Origin of the sequence: Pseudomonas sp. JZ114 (assembly GCF_051027705.1) — a bacterium.
In the GTDB taxonomy this organism is placed as follows: Bacteria; Pseudomonadota; Gammaproteobacteria; order Pseudomonadales; family Pseudomonadaceae; genus Chryseomonas; species Chryseomonas luteola.
This window is the reverse complement of record NZ_CP069256.1, coordinates 1,401,437-1,422,453: the sequence shown is the minus strand read 5'-3', so window position 1 is coordinate 1,422,453 and position 21,017 is coordinate 1,401,437. Positions and strand designations below refer to the sequence as shown.

General features: G+C 50.8%; 14 protein-coding genes, 2 tRNA genes and 3 rRNA genes. 4 read left to right on the top strand and 15 right to left on the bottom strand.

Going from position 1 to position 21,017, the window contains the following annotated elements:
* Positions 1-504: 504 nt before the first annotated feature.
* The 3 genes from JQR90_RS06645 to JQR90_RS06635 form a co-directional block, all read right to left on the bottom strand.
* The gene (locus JQR90_RS06645; RefSeq protein ID WP_010797650.1) at positions 505-2,859 is read right to left on the bottom strand and encodes a putative bifunctional diguanylate cyclase/phosphodiesterase; all 2,355 of its coding nucleotides are present in this window, start codon (positions 2,857-2,859) and stop codon (positions 505-507) included.
* Positions 2,843-3,520: a methylamine utilization protein gene (locus JQR90_RS06640; RefSeq protein ID WP_010797649.1), complete on the bottom strand. Its 678-nt coding sequence runs from the start codon at positions 3,518-3,520 to the stop codon at positions 2,843-2,845. The genes JQR90_RS06645 and JQR90_RS06640 overlap by 17 nt, the downstream gene beginning before the upstream one ends.
* A gap of 397 nt (positions 3,521-3,917) precedes the next feature.
* Positions 3,918-4,199 carry a hypothetical protein gene (locus JQR90_RS06635; protein WP_010797648.1) on the bottom strand — a complete coding sequence of 94 codons (282 nt, stop codon included), beginning with the start codon at positions 4,197-4,199 and terminating at the stop codon, positions 3,918-3,920.
* Between the two features lie 197 nt (positions 4,200-4,396).
* On the opposite strand from JQR90_RS06635, the gene lon reads away from it, so the two are divergent.
* The 4 genes from lon (at position 4,397) to cmoB (ending at position 9,036) form a co-directional block, all read left to right on the top strand.
* On the top strand, positions 4,397-6,784 hold the full coding sequence (lon, locus tag JQR90_RS06630; protein ID WP_010797647.1) for an endopeptidase La: 2,388 nt from the start codon (positions 4,397-4,399) through the stop codon (positions 6,782-6,784).
* 95 nt (positions 6,785-6,879) lie between these two features.
* Positions 6,880-7,281, top strand: coding sequence for a protease inhibitor I42 family protein (locus JQR90_RS06625; RefSeq protein WP_286790320.1), 402 nt, complete (start codon positions 6,880-6,882; stop codon positions 7,279-7,281).
* Positions 7,282-7,330: 49 nt separating this feature from the next.
* Positions 7,331-8,071, top strand: a complete 741-nt coding sequence (cmoA, locus tag JQR90_RS06620; RefSeq protein ID WP_010797645.1) for a carboxy-S-adenosyl-L-methionine synthase CmoA — start codon at positions 7,331-7,333, stop codon at positions 8,069-8,071.
* Complete coding sequence (gene cmoB / locus JQR90_RS06615; RefSeq protein ID WP_010797644.1) at positions 8,068-9,036, top strand: tRNA 5-methoxyuridine(34)/uridine 5-oxyacetic acid(34) synthase CmoB; 969 nt, start codon at positions 8,068-8,070, stop codon at positions 9,034-9,036. The genes cmoA and cmoB overlap by 4 nt, the downstream gene beginning before the upstream one ends.
* Positions 9,037-9,187: 151 nt before the next feature.
* Here the strand turns inward: cmoB and rrf are convergent.
* The 12 genes from rrf to lepA all read right to left on the bottom strand — a co-directional run bounded on the left by rrf (position 9,188) and on the right by lepA (position 20,890).
* A 5S ribosomal RNA gene (rrf, locus tag JQR90_RS06610) occupies positions 9,188-9,303 on the bottom strand.
* A 119-nt stretch (positions 9,304-9,422) separates the two neighbouring features.
* A 23S ribosomal RNA gene (locus JQR90_RS06605) occupies positions 9,423-12,313 on the bottom strand.
* A 247-nt stretch (positions 12,314-12,560) separates the two neighbouring features.
* Positions 12,561-12,636, bottom strand: a tRNA-Ala gene (locus JQR90_RS06600).
* Between the two features lie 6 nt (positions 12,637-12,642).
* A tRNA-Ile gene (locus tag JQR90_RS06595) sits at positions 12,643-12,719 on the bottom strand.
* 98 nt (positions 12,720-12,817) lie between these two features.
* Positions 12,818-14,354 (bottom strand): 16S ribosomal RNA (locus JQR90_RS06590).
* The 16S, 23S and 5S rRNA genes sit together here with 2 tRNA genes alongside, the layout of an rRNA operon.
* A gap of 471 nt (positions 14,355-14,825) precedes the next feature.
* A complete protein-coding gene (pdxJ, locus tag JQR90_RS06585; RefSeq protein WP_434140660.1) occupies positions 14,826-15,575 on the bottom strand; it encodes a pyridoxine 5'-phosphate synthase in 750 nt (249 codons plus the stop codon).
* A 12-nt stretch (positions 15,576-15,587) separates the two neighbouring features.
* A complete protein-coding gene (gene recO / locus JQR90_RS06580; RefSeq protein ID WP_010797642.1) occupies positions 15,588-16,262 on the bottom strand; it encodes a DNA repair protein RecO in 675 nt (224 codons plus the stop codon).
* Positions 16,262-17,161, bottom strand: coding sequence for a GTPase Era (gene era / locus JQR90_RS06575; protein ID WP_037030114.1), 900 nt, complete (start codon positions 17,159-17,161; stop codon positions 16,262-16,264). The genes recO and era overlap by 1 nt, the downstream gene beginning before the upstream one ends.
* Positions 17,154-17,843 carry a ribonuclease III gene (rnc, locus tag JQR90_RS06570; protein WP_010797640.1) on the bottom strand — a complete coding sequence of 230 codons (690 nt, stop codon included), beginning with the start codon at positions 17,841-17,843 and terminating at the stop codon, positions 17,154-17,156. Before rnc ends, era begins: the two co-directional genes overlap by 8 nt.
* Positions 17,840-18,217: a DUF4845 domain-containing protein gene (locus JQR90_RS06565; RefSeq protein WP_434140659.1), complete on the bottom strand. Its 378-nt coding sequence runs from the start codon at positions 18,215-18,217 to the stop codon at positions 17,840-17,842. Before JQR90_RS06565 ends, rnc begins: the two co-directional genes overlap by 4 nt.
* Before the next feature lie 14 nt (positions 18,218-18,231).
* Entirely contained in the window at positions 18,232-19,086 is an 855-nt protein-coding gene (gene lepB, locus JQR90_RS06560) for a signal peptidase I (protein ID WP_434140658.1), read from the bottom strand.
* 4 nt (positions 19,087-19,090) lie between these two features.
* The gene (lepA, locus tag JQR90_RS06555) at positions 19,091-20,890 is read right to left on the bottom strand and encodes a translation elongation factor 4 (protein ID WP_010797637.1); all 1,800 of its coding nucleotides are present in this window, start codon (positions 20,888-20,890) and stop codon (positions 19,091-19,093) included.
* Positions 20,891-21,017 lie beyond the last annotated feature (127 nt).

Sequence of the window (21,017 nt, the reverse complement as noted above, 5' to 3'; positions counted from 1 at the left end):
AATTACTCATCGCTCCCACGTTGGCAGAGGGCGACGCACATGCCGTCACCGTTGGGCAACCCATCAGGTATGCACCAGACAGAGTTCCATTCTGTCTTCTGGAACTACCAGTTTCCTGGCGTGTTTGGATCAAACTAGGTATTACCTTGGGCTACCAGACGACAAAAGCGTCATCAGACGAAGTGCAACCGTAGCCGGATGAACATTCTACGGAATTGGCAAACAAGTTGGGATAGCCACTGACAATCAAAAACGCTTCCTGAAACAAGGTCTTAACCTTCTATGTCAGCAGGATTGATTGAGCGACGAAAGAGACAGGTGCAACCGATTGGTTGCGCCTCACACGCTTATCATTGATGAATAATGTCTTTGCGCATAGGCGAAAGACGCGCAAGTAATCTGTTTTACGTCGGAACAGGGTAGCCAGCAGACACCCATCATTCGTCCAAGCGGGTCGGAAGCTCATGACAAGCAGTATCGCGACCACGGCGATCTATGAGCGCGTCACAGTGCTAGCGCCTCAACAGGGGTCTGAACACGGCGGTCATTCATCCAATGTTCAAACGCCTGCGCCGGCAGCGGACGACTGATCAGGTAGCCCTGCACCATGTCGCAGCCCCATAGCGTCAACAACTCCAGCGCCTGAGCATATTCCACACCTTCGGCAACAACCTTCATATCAAGGTTATGTCCCATATCGATAGTGGAGCGAACAATCACAGCGTCCTCGCTGTTATCACTCAGGTCGCGAATAAACGACTGATCGATCTTTAACTCGCTTACCGGCAGACGTTTCAAGTGAGCCAACGAGGCATAGCCGGTGCCATAGTCATCTACGGACAGACTGATACCCTGATCCCGGAGACGTTGCAGAATGCTTACTGCTCGCTCAGGATCCTGCATGATGGCACTTTCCGTTACCTCCAGAACAAGCTGGTCTGCTCGTACAGTCGAACCTTTAAGTAGTCGCTCCAAACGATTGGGGAGATCGCCATCAACCAAGTCGGCAGCGGATATATTGAGAGACACTCGTGCAGTAAGGCCTTGCTCGCTCCACTCTTCCAACTGCCGAAACACCTCCTCGACTACCCAAATCGTCAATAGGGTGATGCTGCCGGTACGCTCAGCCAACGGGATAAATTCCCCAGGCGATACCATACCGAACTGAGTATGCTGCCAACGTAGAAGCGCCTCAGCCATGAAAGGCCCCCGTCCATCCAGACTCAGCTTGGGCTGATAATGCAAGAGCAGCTCACCCCTTGAGCCTGCATGCTGAAGATCCCTGATAAGACTGATCTGACGATAATAAGCATCATCCCGACCATTCTCGTAAAGCTGCAGACGCCCGGCCTGGCTGCCTGCGTCCCGCATTGCAATACTGGCCCGCAGGAGCAACTCATGGGCCTCATGACCATCCTGAGGGTAGCAAGCCACCCCTACGCGGCAGCTCATCTTGAATTCGTTCAGCCCTACAGCAATAGGCAAAGCAATTGCCTGCTGAATTTCTTCAGCGGCTGCCAGAGCAGTATCAGGAGTACCTGGATTGAGCAGGAGCAGGAACTCATCGCCAACCAGACGAGAAACACAATCTCCATTTCCTACAAGACGTTTAAGTCGATCTGCAATGGTTTGCAGAACCACATCTCCACCTGCAGTACCACTGCTCTGATTGACCTCCCGAAAACGCTCAAGCCCCAGATACATGACCGCAACAGACTGTTCTCCCGCAATGGCGTGAGACAGTCGCTCCATGGCCAACGCCCGATTGGGAAGCCCTGTAAGCGCATCATGGAGTGCGTTATGACTCAATTGCCGTTCTCGTTCGGCGATTCCGATCCGCATGGTGTCAAGTGTGCTGGCTAACCGGCCAAACTCATCACTTCGCGCCAGGGCAATTGGCGTGGTGTAATCGCCGTTACCGATCCGCTGGGTAGCAGCTGCCAATCGTCGAACAGGTTCGGCAACCCCTCTTGCAATAAGTAAAGCCAGACCCAGCGCCAGGACAAGCGTCAGTACGGCTATCCAGAACAACTGATGCATCAGAGGAGAAAACGCTTTCATAGCTTCGTCGAGCGGGCGATGCAGAAAAGCGGATACCTTGAAGGTATCGGCATCAGTTAACGTCAGCCGCTCCGTCAGATAGTTACGACCATCCAATCTGAGCGGCAACGGTTTGTCTAGCCTGAGTTCATTGGCCGGATGGCTTAGCAGTTCGTCAGCGGCTTGATCCGAAAGGGTACTGATCGGCTCACTTGGAACGCCCCCCTCTTGCGCAATAAAAGACACATCCAGGCCGCTTAGCGAGCGCAATTCGCCCGCCAGGCTCTGATCCATGGCAAAGCCCATTACCACGCGCGCAACTGGTAGAGGAGCAAGTACAGGAGCCTCTACCATCAGATGCGGAACACGTTGCAGAGAAACGATACGCATCGTTTGATCAGTCGCACCGTCTACCTGGACCTTGTTACCCTCGTGAAATATCGACCCAACTGTATAGAGCGAAACGGTACTACTGATTACCCTTCCCGTCAGGTCAAGCAGCAACACCTCATCCGCCTTGATCCGAGCGCCATAATTAGCTAGCGCTGAAGTTATCGTTAACCCATCTCCAGAAGCGACAGCTCCTTTGAAAGCAAAATCGGATGTCAGAACCTGTACCGTGTCATGCAGTTGCCGTCCGCGCATCTCCACAAGACGCTCGAATACCCGAGCGCCGGTATTGAGCTGTGAAAGCGACTCAGCCCGTACAGATGATTGGGTAGCAGCCTTTACGGCAAAATAAACCGTTCCGATGGTTAGCAACGCCAGGATGAACATGGCGCTAGCGATGCGCGCCTGAAAGCTATTTCGCAGCGTCATCGGCAGCGCTCCGAAAGGCTTGCTCCAACGCATTCGGCGCCGGCTCTGAGGGTTCATTATCAGGCGTTATCTCAATAGCGTATCGAGCTGTGCCCGCAGTGGCCGATACAATCAGATCCCCTCCATGAGGCAGCTGTCTGGCCTTTGCAAAGGGGTGCCATAAAGAGACATGGTACTTGCCGGGTGGCAAATCGAACGTTATTTCACCTTTTTCGTTACTGACAGCAAACCATGGGTCATCGGTAATAACGATATAACCCACCATCCAATCATAAATATTGCAACCCAACACAATAACGCCTGGTCTGTCGAAAGTTACTGGATCAGCTGGAATGCCGTGATAAAGAGGCAAGTCGAATCGCTTGGCAGGTGAAAAGGAATACACCTGATGACGAACATTATCACTATTAGGGAAACTGACCTGCGTTCCGGTATGAGCCGCCAGTACATGCGGCACATAACGACGTTCCCGTTGACCCATGACCGCAGGCTGGAGCACAGCAGGATTAGTGCCTCCGCTTAACGTAACAACCGCATCCGCTAACGGATTATCCTGTCCCTCGATAACTGCGATATGCACTTGAGTGGCCCATACCGGAACAGAGAGCGCCATAAGCCCACCGGTTAGCCACCGCGCTATACGCATCATAGATGAAGACATGAGGTTATCCTTCGAACACGGCTTGGCAATTACCTACTCGTCCTTATCGGCACAGTGTCGGGATAGTTGAGGCGCTATGATGTTTGTAACGGAATCTAGCGCTCTCTAGCCAAGGCGAAGCCCAATAGGCAGGAAACGCCGCATCTGGCCGCTACTCGCCTGAAGGGTATCTCCGTCTCGCTCAGAAGATGGAGCGTCTAACCCAGGCGAGCCTTCAACAGCTATCAATACGGCGTCATGCCTGTAACGTCCTAAACTGGATATGGAAATGACTAGGCTCAGCGAGACTTGACAGGTTAATTCGCCATCGTGATTCGGCGATCAAGGTGAACACTTAAATAGTACTCAATCGCCTCAAAATCCAACGCCCCGGCAATGGAAATGATCACTTATCGATCTAAAGGGCATAAAGCGCCTGAAGCAGGCCCGTCAACAGAGCTTTGGAAAGAGGCTGGTCATTGCCGTAACGAGAACAGTTCTTCACAGGCGTAATACAACATGTGTTGAAAACTGGGTCCGGCGCAGGATAACGCGCTAAAACACGCAACCTTTCCATGACATCAGAAACGTTTTCCGTCATGTCATCTTCATCAAGATAGACAATCAACGTCTGGTTATCGCCTAACCTTGCAAAAGCATAAACACGTTCCCAAGAGCAGTGCAGGCTTGCAGGCGGCACGCTCTCTACCTCGCCCTTACAAAGATAATAGCCAAGCAAACAACATAGGACGGAGCCAGTTTGTTTATGTGCACTTACTCAAATGAAGCGCACTTGCCTATTTATCTGCGGTCAAGTCTAGAGTAGCCATCGACCACATTGAAAAGCTTCAAAGCCCTCCCCATGTTGGTCGCAAATAGTCATTCTAAGGTAAGTCAATGAGCGATCAGGAACATACTCCCGAAATCATCAGTGGCGACGGTTCAAAGACCGGCCTTGCACTGCCTGGACAAAATCTTCCCGACAAGCTTTACATCATTCCCATCCATAACCGGCCTTTTTTCCCAGCGCAGGTATTGCCTGTTATTGTGAATGAAGAGCCTTGGGCCGAAACGTTGGAGCTGGTGGCCAAAACCGATCATCACTGTCTGGCATTGTTCTATATGGACAATCCTCCCGAGGATGGAAACAGCTTCGACCCTGATAACCTGCCAGAGCACGGCACACTGGTTCGTATCCATCATGCCAGTCGGGAAAACGGCAAGCTGCAATTCGTAGCGCAGGGGCTTTCACGCGTCAGGATCAGCGGTTGGCTGAGACGTAAGCACCCTTACCTTGTTGAAGTTGAGCATGCCAAGACTCCGACTGACCCAAGCGATGAGGTCAAGGCATATGGCATGGCGCTGATCAATGCCATCAAGGAGCTGCTTCCGCTCAATCCACTCTACAGTGAAGAGCTAAAGAACTATCTCAACCGCTTCAGCCCCAACGACCCTTCGCCTTTAACAGATTTCGCTGCTGCCCTGACAACCGCACCTGGCCAGGAATTGCAGCAGGTTTTGGATACCGTCCCGATCCTTAAGCGCATGGAAAAGGTTTTGCCATTGCTGCGTAAAGAAGTCGAGGTCGGACGCCTGCAGAAAGAACTGTCTGCTGAGGTCAACCGAAAAATCAATGAGCGGCAACGAGAGTTCTTCCTTCGAGAGCAGCTCAAACTGATCCAGCAGGAGCTGGGTATAACGAAAGATGACCGCAGCAGCGATCTCGAAAGCTTCAGGCAGCGCCTGGAGGGCAAAGTCCTACCGGAACCGGTACGTAAACGCATCGACGACGAGCTCAATAAGTTATCCATTCTTGAAACCGGTTCGCCTGAATATGGTGTCACGCGCAATTATCTGGATTGGGCTACCGATTTACCCTGGGGTATACAGGGCAAGGACAACCTTGATCTAAAACGTGCGCGCAAGGTATTGGACCGTCACCATGCCGGTCTTGATGACATCAAAAGTCGCATTCTTGAGTTTCTGGCTGTTGGCGCTTTCAAAGGAGAAGTATCTGGCTCAATCGTGCTACTGGTAGGCCCCCCCGGCGTAGGTAAAACCAGTATCGGCAAGTCAATTGCTGAATCACTGGGCCGCCCCTTCTATCGCTTCAGCGTAGGCGGTATGCGAGACGAAGCAGAAATTAAGGGGCATCGTCGCACTTATATCGGAGCCATGCCGGGCAAGCTTGTTCAAGCTTTACGTGATGTGAAAGTAATGAATCCAGTCATTATGCTGGATGAAATAGACAAGATGGGAGCCAGCTATCAAGGTGACCCTGCATCTGCCTTGCTGGAAACGCTGGACCCTGAACAGAATGTAGATTTCCTGGATCACTATCTGGATCTGCGGCTAGACCTATCTAATGTATTGTTCGTATGCACCGCAAACACCATGGACTCCATTCCTGGGCCTCTTCTGGACCGCATGGAAGTCATTCGCCTCTCAGGTTATATCTCGGAAGAAAAGCAAGCGATTGCCAAACGCCACTTGTGGCCCAAGCAATTGGAAAAAGCCGGTGTGCCTAAAGAGCGCCTGATCATCAGCGACAGTGCGTTGAAAAGTATCGTTGAAGGCTATGCTCGAGAGGCTGGCGTACGCCAACTTGAAAAACAGTTGGGTAAGTTGGTGCGTAAGGCTGTTCTACAGCTCATTGAGGAACCTGAGCTCCGAATAAAGGTTGGGGCGAGTGACATCGAAAGTTATCTAGGGAAGCCTGTTTTCCGTAAGGAACAGGTTCTAAACGGCGTAGGCATTATCACCGGCCTGGCTTGGACCAGCATGGGAGGCGCTACCTTACCTGTAGAAGCTACGCGCATTCATACCTTAAACCGTGGATTCAAACTGACCGGTCAATTGGGCGAGGTCATGAAAGAGTCTGCTGAAATTGCATACAGCTACGTTACCTCCCACCTGAAGGAATTCAAGGGAGATCCTACGTTCTTCGACCAAGCCTTTGTACACCTGCATGTTCCAGAGGGTGCTACTCCTAAAGACGGACCAAGTGCCGGTATTACCATGGCCAGCGCCTTGTTATCTCTGGCACGAAATCAGGCACCCAAGAAAAACGTAGCCATGACAGGCGAGCTGACTTTAACTGGCCAGGTTTTGCCCATCGGTGGCGTCAGGGAAAAAGTTATCGCAGCACGTCGGCAGAAAATATTTGAGCTTATTTTGCCAGACGCCAACAAAGGAGACTTCGAAGAGCTTCCTGAGTACTTGAAGGAGGGGCTGACTGTCCACTTTGCAAAGCGTTTTGCAGATGTAGCCAAAATCCTTTTTTAATCCATTAGCAAGGGCAGTTTGTGTACAAGCTTGCCCTTGCCTACCTTAACTTCGTTATCCTTGCAGCCGGTTGAAGAGTTTGGTTGGAGATACGAATGTTAAAATCAGCTACGCTTTGCGCTTTATTGACAACGCTGCTAATGACCGGCTGTGCAAGCAGCCCCGAGCATACCGTCGCAATCAACGAGCGCACGCGCTGTAAACCTCTTTTACTAACACAAGGTCAAGAGCTACACCTCTCACTTCCCAGCGACCCTACAACAGGCTATAGATGGAAGCTCGAAAACACGGTTCCTTCCGTGTTGAAAGGCTTAGGGCCTGAGGTATTTTCATCCTCTGACGAAAGCGAAGATGGAATAGGCTCGGCAGGAGTATCTTCCTGGCGCTTCCAAGCAATTCAATCAGGAGCGACTGAGCTTAAGCTGCAATATCAGCAGCCATGGGACGCAAATAGTATTCCCGAAAAGGCCTTCACTTGTCGTATCGAAGTAAAATAACCACTTACCGCTCGGCTACACCATTTACATTCTCTCGTGGTACCTCTTAATGAGTGAGCAGGACCGTTTATTTGCCAAGCCACAGGCTACTGTTGCCGACTTCGCGTTTAACGAAGATGTCGTTCGGGTCTTCCCCGACATGATCAAGCGTTCAGTACCAGGCTATCCTACTATCGTCGAAAATATAGGCGTCATTGCTGCACAGTTCACCCAGCCTAATACGATTCTCTATGATCTAGGCTGCTCTTTAGGTGCGGTGTCCCAATCGTTGAGACGGCACGTTCAAAGTGAATCGACAAAGGTTGTTGCGGTTGATAATTCAGCGGCCATGATTGAGCGTTGCCGTGAATACATGTCTGCGCAAAGCTCAATGTATGAGCAACTGCTACCTATTGATATTGTTGAAACGGATATCCTTTCGCTGGATTTTCAGCCCGCATCAGTGGTGGCTTTGAATTTCACTTTGCAGTTTATCGCCCCTGAAAAACGCCTAGGCCTGTTGCGTAAAATTCACAGCACCCTTCACCCAAAGGGCGCTTTGCTTCTATCGGAAAAGATCAGATTTGAATTTCAGGAAGAGCAAGTACTGCTTAACGACCTTCACATCGCATTTAAGCGAGCTAACGGCTACAGCGAAATGGAAATCGCTCAAAAGCGTAGCGCTTTGGAGAATGTCATGATGATTGACTCCATTGAAGTACATCGTGCGCGCTTGAAAGAGGCTGGCTTTAGCTCAGTTATACCTTGGTTTCAATGCTTCAACTTCGCTTCGTTTGTAGCTCTTCCATGATCAACACACTAAATATTGAAGGCCTTGCTAATCGCTTGGGTGAAGGCCCCTTAGAAAAGTGGTTAGCCAGTCTGCCACCTGCGATTGCAGCAAAGCTTGAAAAAGGTCATGGCGACCTTGCGAGATGGCAAACAGCTCTCAAGACCCTGCCTGACTTAAAGCCCGATTCGATTGTTTTAAAGGATAGGTTTTGTCTAGAAAAGCCTTTAGACGTTGAGACTCAACAAACCTTAAAAAACGCGCTACTTCAATTATCACCATGGCGCAAAGGCCCTTTCGATGTCTTCGGTATTCACATCGACACAGAATGGCGTTCCGACTGGAAGTGGGAGCGCGTGTCCAAACACTTGGATCTGAACAATAAGGTTGTCTTGGATGTAGGTTGCGGGAACGGCTATTACGCATGGCGCATGGTAGGTGCCGGCGCTCATACAGTAATCGGGATTGATCCTAACTGGCTCTTTCTATGTCAGTTTGTAGCCATGAAAAAATATTTACCCGACCTGCCAGTTTGGAGTCTTCCACTAACGCTGGAAGAGCTTCCCTCTTCTCTCAACGGGTTCGATACCGTCTTCTCGATGGGCGTGCTTTACCATAGACGCTCACCTATTGATCATCTTCTAGCACTTAAAGAATGTCTGCGCTCATCAGGTGAATTAGTACTCGAGACATTAGTTGTGGAAGGAAACGAGCAGACTGTACTGGTACCAGAAGATCGTTATGCTCAAATGAGAAATGTCTGGTTCCTGCCCTCGCCTGCAGCATTAGAACTATGGCTGCGTCGGGCGGGATTCAAAAATATAAGACTGGCGGATATTAGCAGAACCTCTATTCAGGAGCAGCGCTCTACTGAATGGATGAAATTTCAATCTTTGCCCGACTTTCTTGACACTACTGATATGAGCCGCACTATAGAAGGTCTTCCGGCCCCACTGCGTGCCACATTCATAGCCGAAAAGCCATAGAAAGCTTTTGTATAGCAGCTGTCTATACGGCTGCTATATCGCTTTACCAAATTAGCCAGTAGGCCACGCAGGAAAAGCAGCCTATCTCTTTTATTTCTGCTGCAAAAGCAAAACCCCCGGGCGGTTAGGCCTGGGGGTTTTGGGTATAGGTGCTTGACGATGACCTACTCTCACATGGGGAAACCCCACACTACCATCGGCGATGCATCGTTTCACTTCTGAGTTCGGAAAGGGATCAGGTGGTTCCAACGCTCTATGGTCGTCAAGCAATTCGGGTGGGGAACCGGTGTCTAGTCGTTTCCCCGAATGGGTATGTGATTGGTATTTTGCGGTTCAACCAAGCTTTCGGCTGGTCTTTACCAAACAACAGATTGTTTGGGTGTTATATGGTCAAGCCTCACGGGCAATTAGTATCGGTTAGCTCAACGCCTCACAGCGCTTACACACCCGACCTATCAACGTTGTAGTCTTCAACGGCCCTTCAGGAAGCTCGAGGCTCCAGTGAGATCTCATCTTGAGGCAAGTTTCCCGCTTAGATGCTTTCAGCGGTTATCTTTTCCGAACATAGCTACCCGGCAATGCCACTGGCGTGACAACCGGAACACCAGAGGTTCGTCCACTCCGGTCCTCTCGTACTAGGAGCAGCCCCTCTCAAATCTCAAACGTCCACGGCAGATAGGGACCGAACTGTCTCACGACGTTCTAAACCCAGCTCGCGTACCACTTTAAATGGCGAACAGCCATACCCTTGGGACCGGCTTCAGCCCCAGGATGTGATGAGCCGACATCGAGGTGCCAAACACCGCCGTCGATATGAACTCTTGGGCGGTATCAGCCTGTTATCCCCGGAGTACCTTTTATCCGTTGAGCGATGGCCCTTCCATACAGAACCACCGGATCACTAAGACCTACTTTCGTACCTGCTCGACGTGTCTGTCTCGCAGTCAAGCGCGCTTTTGCCTTTATACTCTGCGACCGATTTCCGACCGGTCTGAGCGCACCTTCGTACTCCTCCGTTACTCTTTAGGAGGAGACCGCCCCAGTCAAACTGCCCACCATACACTGTCCTCGATCCGGATAACGGACCAGAGTTAGAACCTCAAGCATGCCAGGGTGGTATTTCAAGGATGGCTCCACGAGAACTGGCGTCCTCGCTTCAAAGCCTCCCACCTATCCTACACAAGCAGGCTCAAAGTCCAGTGCAAAGCTACAGTAAAGGTTCACGGGGTCTTTCCGTCTAGCCGCGGATACACTGCATCTTCACAGCGATTTCAATTTCACTGAGTCTCGGGTGGAGACAGCGCCGCCATCGTTACGCCATTCGTGCAGGTCGGAACTTACCCGACAAGGAATTTCGCTACCTTAGGACCGTTATAGTTACGGCCGCCGTTTACCGGGGCTTCGATCAAGAGCTTCGCTTGCGCTAACCCCATCAATTAACCTTCCGGCACCGGGCAGGCGTCACACCCTATACGTCCACTTTCGTGTTTGCAGAGTGCTGTGTTTTTAATAAACAGTCGCAGCGGCCTGGTATCTTCGACCGGCATGGGCTTACGGAGCAAGTCCTTCACCCTCACCGGCGCACCTTCTCCCGAAGTTACGGTGCCATTTTGCCTAGTTCCTTCACCCGAGTTCTCTCAAGCGCCTTGGTATTCTCTACCCGACCACCTGTGTCGGTTTGGGGTACGATTTCTAATTACCTGAAGCTTAGAGGCTTTTCCTGGAAGCATGGCATCAACCACTTCCTCTTCATAAGAAGAGTCGTCATCAGCTCTCGGCCTTAACTGTCCGGATTTACCTAAACAGTCAGCCTACCGCCTTAAACTTGGACAACCAACGCCAAGCTGGCCTAGCCTTCTCCGTCCCCCCATCGCAGTAATTAGAAGTACAGGAATATTAACCTGTTTCCCATCGACTACGCCTTTCAGCCTCGCCTTAGGGGTCGACTCACCCTGCGTCGATTAACGTTGCGCAGGAACCCTTGGTCTTTCGGCGTGCGAGTTTTTCACTCGCATTGTCGTTACTCATGTCAGCATTCGCACTTCTGATACCTCCAGCAAGCTTCTCAACTCACCTTCACAGGCTTACAGAACGCTCCTCTACCGCTCATCTTGCGATGAACCCGTAGCTTCGGTGTGTAGTTTGAGCCCCGTTACATCTTCCGCGCAGGCCGACTCGACTAGTGAGCTATTACGCTTTCTTTAAAGGGTGGCTGCTTCTAAGCCAACCTCCTAGCTGTCTAAGCCTTCCCACATCGTTTACCACTTAACTACAACTTTGGGACCTTAGCTGACGGTCTGGGTTGTTTCCCTTTTCACGACGGACGTTAGCACCCGCCGTGTGTCTCCCATGCTTGCACTTCTGGGTATTCGGAGTTTGCATCGGTTTGGTAAGTCGGGATGACCCCCTAGCCGAAACAGTGCTCTACCCCCCAGAGTGATACATGAGGCGCTACCTAAATAGCTTTCGAGGAGAACCAGCTATCTCCGAGCTTGATTAGCCTTTCACTCCGATCCACAAGTCATCCCCTGCCTTTTCAACGGAAGTGGGTTCGGTCCTCCAGTCAGTGTTACCTAACCTTCAACCTGCTCATGGATAGATCGCCCGGTTTCGGGTCTATACCCAGCGACTAAAACGCCCTATTAAGACTCGCTTTCGCTACGCCTTCCCTATACGGTTAAGCTTGCCACTGAATATAAGTCGCTGACCCATTATACAAAAGGTACGCAGTCACCCAACAAAGTAGGCTCCCACTGCTTGTACGCATACGGTTTCAGGTTCTATTTCACTCCCCTCTCCGGGGTTCTTTTCGCCTTTCCCTCACGGTACTGGTTCACTATCGGTCAGTCAGTAGTATTTAGCCTTGGAGGATGGTCCCCCCATATTCAGACAACGTTTCACGTGCGCCGTCCTACTCGATTTCACTCAAAAGATCCTTTCACCTACGGGGCTATCACCCACTATGGCCGCACTTTCCAGAGCGTTCGGTTAAAATCAATTGAGCTTAAGGGCTAGTCCCCGTTCGCTCGCCACTACTTAGGGAATCTCGGTTGATTTCTTTTCCTCAGGGTACTTAGATGTTTCAGTTCCCCTGGTTCGCCTCTCACACCTATGGATTCAGTGTGAGATACCTGACTTATGTCAGGTGGGTTCCCCCATTCAGAGATCTCCGGATCACAGTCTATTTGCCGACTCCCCGAAGCTTATCGCAGGCTATCACGTCTTTCATCGCCTCTGACTGCCAAGGCATCCACCGTATGCGCTTATTCACTTGACCATATAACCCCAAAGAATCTGAAGTTATGTCTGGCTTGGAACACGACATTCGCCGAAAACTTGCGCTTGAACTCGCAAATTTACCTTGACCACATAGTCTGCAGTGAAACAGCCTATGTGTTCGTACTTCTATCACATACCCAAATTTTTAAAGAACAGTCTGAAAACAAAGTTCAGAAGTCAATGCTCCGACCCAACCCTTAGGGGGGGGGTAAGCACTCAGTTCTGAGCTTTAACGCGGTGTTAGATGGTGGAGCCAAGGAGGATCGAACTCCTGACCTCCTGCGTGCAAAGCAGGCGCTCTCCCAGCTGAGCTATGGCCCCATCGATTGGTGGGTCTGGGCAGATTCGAACTGCCGACCTCACCCTTATCAGGGGTGCGCTCTAACCAACTGAGCTACAGACCCAATCGTCTAACGCTTGAGTCTTGACTCATCTCGCGTCTTTATTTCAGTGAATCAAGCAATTCGTGTGGGAGCTTATGCCAAAGCTGGGATCTATCGATTAAGGAGGTGATCCAGCCGCAGGTTCCCCTACGGCTACCTTGTTACGACTTCACCCCAGTCATGAATCACACCGTGGTAACCGTCCTCCCGAAGGTTAGACTAGCTACTTCTGGTGCAACCCACTCCCATGGTGTGACGGGCGGTGTGTACAAGGCCCGGGAACGTATTCACCGTGACGTTCTGATTCACGATTACTAGCGATTCCGACTTCACGCAGTCGAGTTGCAGACTGCGATCCGGACTACGATCGGTTTTATGGGATTAGCTCCACCTCGCGGTTTGGCAACCCTTTGTACCGACCATTGTAGCACGTGTGTAGCCCAGGCCGTAAGGGCCATGATGACTTGACGTCATCCCCACCTTCCTCCGGTTTGTCACCGGCAGTCTCCTTAGAGTGCCCACCATGATGTGCTGGTAACTAAGGACAAGGGTTGCGCTCGTTACGGGACTTAACCCAACATCTCACGACACGAGCTGACGACAGCCATGCAGCACCTGTGTCAGAGTTCCCGAAGGCACCAATCCATCTCTGGAAAGTTCTCTGCATGTCAAGGCCTGGTAAGGTTCTTCGCGTTGCTTCGAATTAAACCACATGCTCCACCGCTTGTGCGGGCCCCCGTCAATTCATTTGAGTTTTAACCTTGCGGCCGTACTCCCCAGGCGGTCAACTTATTGCGTTAGCTGCGCCACTAAAGTCTCAAGGACCCCAACGGCTAGTTGACATCGTTTACGGCGTGGACTACCAGGGTATCTAATCCTGTTTGCTCCCCACGCTTTCGCACCTCAGTGTCAGTATCAGTCCAGGTGGTCGCCTTCGCCACTGGTGTTCCTTCCTATATCTACGCATTTCACCGCTACACAGGAAATTCCACCACCCTCTACCGTACTCTAGCCAGGCAGTTTTGGATGCAGTTCCCAGGTTGAGCCCGGGGATTTCACATTCAACTTACCAAGCCACCTACGCGCGCTTTACGCCCAGTAATTCCGATTAACGCTTGCACCCTCTGTATTACCGCGGCTGCTGGCACAGAGTTAGCCGGTGCTTATTCTGCTGGTAACGTCAAAATTGCAACGTATTAGGTTACAACCCTTCCTCCCAGCTTAAAGTGCTTTACGACCCGAGGGCCTTCTTCACACACGCGGCATGGCTGGATCAGGCTTTCGCCCATTGTCCAATATTCCCCACTGCTGCCTCCCGTAGGAGTCTGGACCGTGTCTCAGTTCCAGTGTGACTGATCATCCTCTCAGACCAGTTACGGATCGTCGCCTTGGTGAGCCGTTACCCCACCAACTAGCTAATCCGACCTAGGCTCATCTGATAGCGTGAGGTCCGAAGATCCCCCACTTTCTCCCGTAGGACGTATGCGGTATTAGCGTTCCTTTCGAAACGTTGTCCCCCACTACCAGGCAGATTCCTAGGCATTACTCACCCGTCCGCCGCTGAATCAGAGAGCAAGCTCTCCTCATCCGCTCGACTTGCATGTGTTAGGCCTGCCGCCAGCGTTCAATCTGAGCCATGATCAAACTCTTCAGTTCAAACATATCCGGGTTTTGAGAAAACCCTAAACTTGGCTCAGCAATCGCAAATAAACTCTCGAATTCACGAGTGTTACTTGTCTTGCTGATAATCTTGTCGATCCATCAGTCTTACAGCACAAGCACCCACACGAATTGCTTGATTCAACTTGTTAAAGAGCGGTTAGTTAAGACCTTGTCTCAACCGAGGCGCGCATTCTACGCTAACCTCTTGTCCTGTCAAGCATTTTGTTCAACCGGTCTAACCTGCTGAACCGCTTGCCGGACCTGCCGGATCAGGAAACCTGTTCTGGCAGCGGGAGGCGTATTCTACACAAGCCCAGGGGCTTGTCAACTACCGCTTCCCTCTTTCCGCTTCTGCCAGACCGGAGGCCTGACCCTGACTAAACAGCTAAGCCATTGATATACAAGGCTTTTTGCCGTTCCGTTGCAACGGAAGTGGGGCGCATTATAGGCCCCTCCGCTCACAGGTCAAGCTTTATTTTTGAGCCAAGCCGAATACATTAACTCTTTCATTTCTACTACTGCTTGCTTAAAGCCAACGAACACAGCATGGGCCACAATGGCGTGACCTATATTCAACTCATTAATACCTGGGATTGACGCTATTGGCTCTACGTTATGGTAATGAAGGCCATGACCTGCATTCACTATTAACCCGCTAGACAAACCTGCCTCAACACCGTCTTTAATACGCTCAAGTTCGAGGGTTTGGCTTTTTTCGCTCGCTGCATCCGCGTACTTTCCTGTATGAAGTTCAATGGCAGGAGCGCCAGCTCTCGCGGCGGCCTCTATTTGCTGCTGATCGGGATCGATAAAAAGTGATACCTGACAACCTGCCGACGCAAGCCTAGCGATAGCTTCCCTTATCCGATGTTCTTGCCCTAGAACATCCAAGCCACCCTCTGTCGTCAATTCTTCTCTTTTTTCAGGTACAAGGCAGACATGCTCCGGCCTGACATCGCAGGCTAAATCCAGCATCGCCGGAGTCATTGCGATCTCAAGGTTCATGCGCGTCTGAAGGGCTGCCTTGAAGAGGCGAACGTCTCGCTCCTGAATATGCCTACGGTCTTCACGTAAATGCAGTGTAATTCCATCTGCACCAGCCTCCTCTGCATCAAGCGCTGCCTTAAGAGGATCGGGATAACGTGTACCGCGCGCCTGGCGCAAAGTTGCCACATGATCAATGTTGACGCCTAATAAAAGTCGGCTAGCAAACATCGCATTCAACTCTCACTTAAGAAACAATTCACGGCTAATAAGCGGCTTGCCACTAAGCAGCGGAGCATAAGCCTGGCGCATGAGTCGTTTAGCTGATTTAAGGACACCTGCATCATTCCAGTCAGCGCCAGACAAGGCCAGCAGCTCACTACCTTGGAATGCACCAGGCTGATATACAGGTATACATTCAAGGCCTTCATCTGGAACAAAACGATAGATATTTTTGGGATCTATAGCGTTGCCGCGACTATCCACTTCTAATGAAAAGCCGTAACCCAACTCATCGAGAAACGTCCACTCGAAGTTCCTTAGCGGAGGTTCCACGTCTGCATGATTACTCAATGCACGCAAGGTATTTGCATATTGATGGAAGATCGCCGGGTGCGGCTCTTCTGGCAAAAGAAGACGTACGATGAGCTCATTGAGATAAAGGCCACTAAACAGAGCATCTCCGCTCAGAAGAAAGGGAGGAGCCAAAGGCTCCATACGGTGAACTGTCTTTAATTCAGTACGTCCCCGGAACTGCCCTTCAAATAGCTGAAACAGCCGAACAACACTGCCAGATTTTCCACGAGCGCCTCGATAGACTGCTCGAAACCTCCCACGCAATGAAAAAAAGTCTACGAGCGTGCTACTTTCCCTGAAGGGCCGAGCATGAAGAACGAAGACTTTCTCAGGTTCTTGCATTAAAGATCTGCGTATCCCAAAGAGCGGAGTGCGCGCTCATCGTCTGACCAGCCGCTTTTTACCTTCACCCAAAGGTTCAACATGACCTTCGAATCGAAGAGGGCCTCCATATCTTTCCGAGCATCCTGACCAATCCGCTTGATTCGCTCACCTGCATTTCCGATGAGTATCTTTTTCTGTCCATCACGCTCTACCAGAATCAGCGCATGGATGTGCAACACATTCCCTTGCTGTTTAAACTCCTCAATTTCAACCGTGACCTGATAGGGAAGTTCAGCACCCAGCTGACGCATAATTTTTTCACGTACGAGCTCTGCAGCCAGAAAACGACTACTACGATCAGTAAGCTGATCCTCAGGAAAGAAATGGTCTCCCTCAGGCAGCCGATCCGCTACAAGCTTCTCGAGGGAATCCAGATTCACACCATTTTGCGCAGAGATAGGGATAACCTCTGCTTCAGGCAACTGCTCGGATAGCCACTTCAACTGAGGTAGAAGCTCTGCTTTATCTTCCATGCGGTCCGTTTTGTTAACCGCCACAATCACCGGACATTTGACATGGCGGACTCGTTCTAGAACGAACGCATCCTCTTCAGTCCAGCGCATGCGATCCACCACAAAGATAACTACATCTACATCTTTGAGGGCTGCGGATGCGGTCTTATTCATATAGCGATTGAGAGCTTTTTGATTCTCTTTGTGGATACCAGGCGTATCGACATAAACAGCCTGAACATCCCCTTCTGTCTTAATACCCAACAACGTATGACGTGTCGTTTGGGGCTTTCGAGAGGTGATAGCAAGCTTCTGCCCTAAGATATGATTCAGCAGAGTAGATTTGCCCACGTTAGGACGCCCAACGATAGCTACGTATCCACAACGGGATACCGGGTCAGTCATGGCCATTCTCTACTCCTAAAGCAATCAACGCGGCTGTTGCAGCCATTTGTTCTGCGATGCGGCGACTGGGCCCTTGGCCACTGGTTTTTTCGCTTAGCATCGATATGTCGCACTCGACGAAAAAGACGCGACAATGTGGCTCGCCTTCGATCGCGACCACTTCATACTTTGGCAACTCACATCCCCGCGCCTGCAGATGCTCCTGAAGGCGTGTTTTGGGATCCTTGTTCGTATCGACTGGCGTAAGCTCACGAAGTTGCGGCCCTAGCCAAGCCATGATCCGATCTCTGGCCGCTTCCATCCCAGCATCCAGATAGATAGCGCCAATCAGAGCCTCCATCGCATCTGCCAGAATAGACTCGCGGCGAAAGCCGCCACTTTTCAACTCGCCCGAGCCTAGCCGGAGATAGTCTCCAATCTCAAAACTACGGGCCAGGACAGCTAAGGTCTCTCCCTTTACCAATCTTGCGCGCAGGCGAGAAAGCTGACCTTCACGGGCTTGAGGGAAATGTTGATAGAGCGCTTCGCCAATCACAAAGTTAAGAATAGCGTCTCCTAGAAACTCAAGACGCTCATTATTCTTACTGGCAAAACTGCGATGAGTGAGAGCCAGGACCATTTGGCCCTGGTCTTTGAAGGTGTAACCGAGCCGGCGCTCGAGACGATCTAAGGGTGGGTTCACGGGATACTTATACGGAAGTCGCGTTCAAAATGAACCACTAAATCAATATTACGGATTAGAGGTTCACGCTTTTCATAATCCAGATGGATAAGGAATCTATTGTCCTCAGTCTTCACCTGCATGGCTTTATCAAGGTCAATATCATTAATGCTATTAACCTGCATGCCCTTGCTTACATACGAATACACATCGGGCACGCTATGAATATTCATCGCTTTGTCACTTTCTATAGAGGTGATGACTTTGGTCATCGCCTGATAATCCAGATAGTGAGGAATAAGCTTAAAGGCTGTGCTTGCCAAGAAAGCAATAATGCACAGCATTAGCAGCCAGCCTATGAAGGAAAGTCCCTTTTGCCTGTGCGACATAGACATGACGCATTTCCTATTTAATGAATGATCCCTACACGGGAAAAGTTAGGTAAATTTTTGACCTTTGGGTCAGGCCAGCTCATCCAGACAGCGAAGGCTTTGCCAACAATATTTTTATCGGGAACCATGCCAAGCAGTTCGTGTGGAATGCCAGGGTCGTTCCAGTAACGACTGTCATTAGAGTTATCCCGGTTGTCCCCCATCATGAAATAATGACCAGCCGGTATAACCCACTGACTATCCGCCGGCAGGTTATAACGAGTCATCTCCTCACGAATGACATGCTCTACGTCGCCTAATTTCTCTTTGTATAGCTTTGCACTACCCAAAGAGCCAGGCTCCTCTCCGATCAGTTGCTTTGAGACCAATTGACCGTTCACAAAAAGCTGCTTCTCTGGAGTATAGCGAATGGTGTCGCCAGGCAAGCCTACAACACGCTTGATGTAATTAACGGAGGGGTCGCTGGGATAGCGAAATACCATGACATCACCGCGCTGCGGGTCTCCAACCGGGATGATCTTAGTATCGATAACCGGCAAACGGATTCCATAGGCGAACTTGTTTACCAAGATGAAATCGCCCACTTCCAATGTGGGCTTCATTGAGCCCGAAGGAATCTGGAAAGGCTCCACCAGAAACGACCGCAGAACCAAAACGATGGCGAGTACAGGAAAGAATGACTTCCCATACTCGACCAAGAGTGGCTCCTTCCTCAAATTATCCAAAGCAACTGGATCGGGCTCGGTAACCTGCCCTTCGTATGTCGCAATTCTTGTACGCCGGCGTGGCGCCAGAAAGACCAAATCAAACAGTGCCAAACCGCCACACACTGCGACAGCGATAACCAAAAGCAAAGGGAAATTGAATGACATATTCTCAGCTATCCACTTTGAGTACAGCCAGGAAGGCTTCTTGTGGAATTTCCACACTACCAACCTGCTTCATCCGCTTCTTACCCGCTTTCTGCTTCTCCAGCAGCTTGCGCTTACGGGATACGTCTCCACCGTAACACTTGGCCAATACGTTCTTACGTAATGCCTTTACGGTTGTCCGCGCTACGATCTGCCCACCAATAGCTGCCTGGATCGCCACATCAAACATCTGACGTGGAATCAGCTCCTTCATTTTCTCTGTCAGAGCTCGACCTTTGTGGTGAGCCTTGTCTCGGTGAACGATCAATGCCAGCGCATCGACTTTCTCACCATTGATAAGGACATCAAGCTTGACCAGATTAGAAGCTTCGAAGCGATCAAAACTGTAATCCAGCGAAGCATACCCACGACTAACGGACTTGAGTCGATCGAAAAAGTCCAGAACAACTTCATTCATAGGCAGATCATAACTAACCTGAACCTGGCTGCTGAGGAACTGCATGTCCCGCTGCACACCACGCTTCTCAATACATAGGGTTATGACGTTACCCAAGTGCTCTTGAGGCACAAGAATATTGGCCCGCACGATCGGTTCGCGCATTTCTGCAATCGACGCAAGATCAGGCAGCTTTGAGGGGTTGTCTACGTATACGATTTCGCCATTCTTATGCACGACTTCAAACACTACAGTCGGTGCAGTCGTGATCAGATCCAGATCGTATTCGCGCTCCAAACGCTCCTGGATAATCTCCATATGGAGCATACCGAGGAAACCGCAGCGAAAGCCAAAGCCCAGTGCCTCTGAGCTTTCAGGCTCGTACTGCAAAGACGCATCGTTCAAGGTCAGCTTCTGCAGCGCTTCGCGGAAGTCTTCAAAATCATCCGAGCTGACCGGAAAGAGGCCTGCATAGACCTGAGGCTTGACCTTTTGGAAGCCCGGCAGCATAGCTACGTCTGGCGTGCTGGAAAGCGTCAGCGTATCACCTACCGGCGCCCCCAGGATCTCCTTGATACCAGCGATAATGAAGCCTACCTCACCGGCCTTAAGATCCTGCATTTCGGTATGCTTAGGCGTAAAGACGCCAACACTATCCACCTGATGTACTTTGCCGGTGGACTTCACCAGAATCTTGTCGCCTTTTTTCACACGTCCATGCTTGACGCGTACCAAGGATACAACACCTAGATAATTGTCGAACCAGGAATCAATGATCAATGCTTGTAGAGGCGCCTCGATATTGCCTTCAGGAGCAGGGATTACCTTGACCAGTCGCTCCAGGACATCGACAACACCCATGCCACTCTTGGCTGAGCAGGGAACCGCGTCAGTGGCATCGATACCAATGATGTGCTCGATCTCTGCCTTAACGCGTTCTGGCTCGGACTGGGGCAGGTCCATCTTGTTGAGCACAGGCATGACTTCAAGACCTTGCTCAATCGCTGTATAGCAGTTGGCTACGGACTGAGCCTCAACGCCCTGAGCAGCATCAACAACGAGCAAAGCGCCCTCACAGGCAGCCAGAGAGCGGCTTACTTCATAGGTGAAGTCGACATGCCCAGGGGTATCGATAAAGTTGAGCTGGTATGTTTTACCATCCTGCGCCTTGTAGTGCAGCGTCACGCTGTGGGCTTTAATGGTAATTCCGCGCTCGCGCTCGAGGTCCATGGAGTCCAGCACCTGGGCTTCCATTTCGCGGTCGGACAGGCCGCCACACATTTGAATAAAGCGGTCGGCTAGCGTCGACTTGCCATGGTCAATGTGGGCAATGATGGAAAAGTTACGGATATGACTTAGGTCACTCACGGATCAACACTCGAAAGGCCAGCAGCGGAATGCCCGCTGGAAAAAATAGCCTGGGAGTTTACCCGATACTATGGAAACCCGTCACGCACGGACTTACATAAGGTAAAAAGGCGAGGTGTTTCCACCT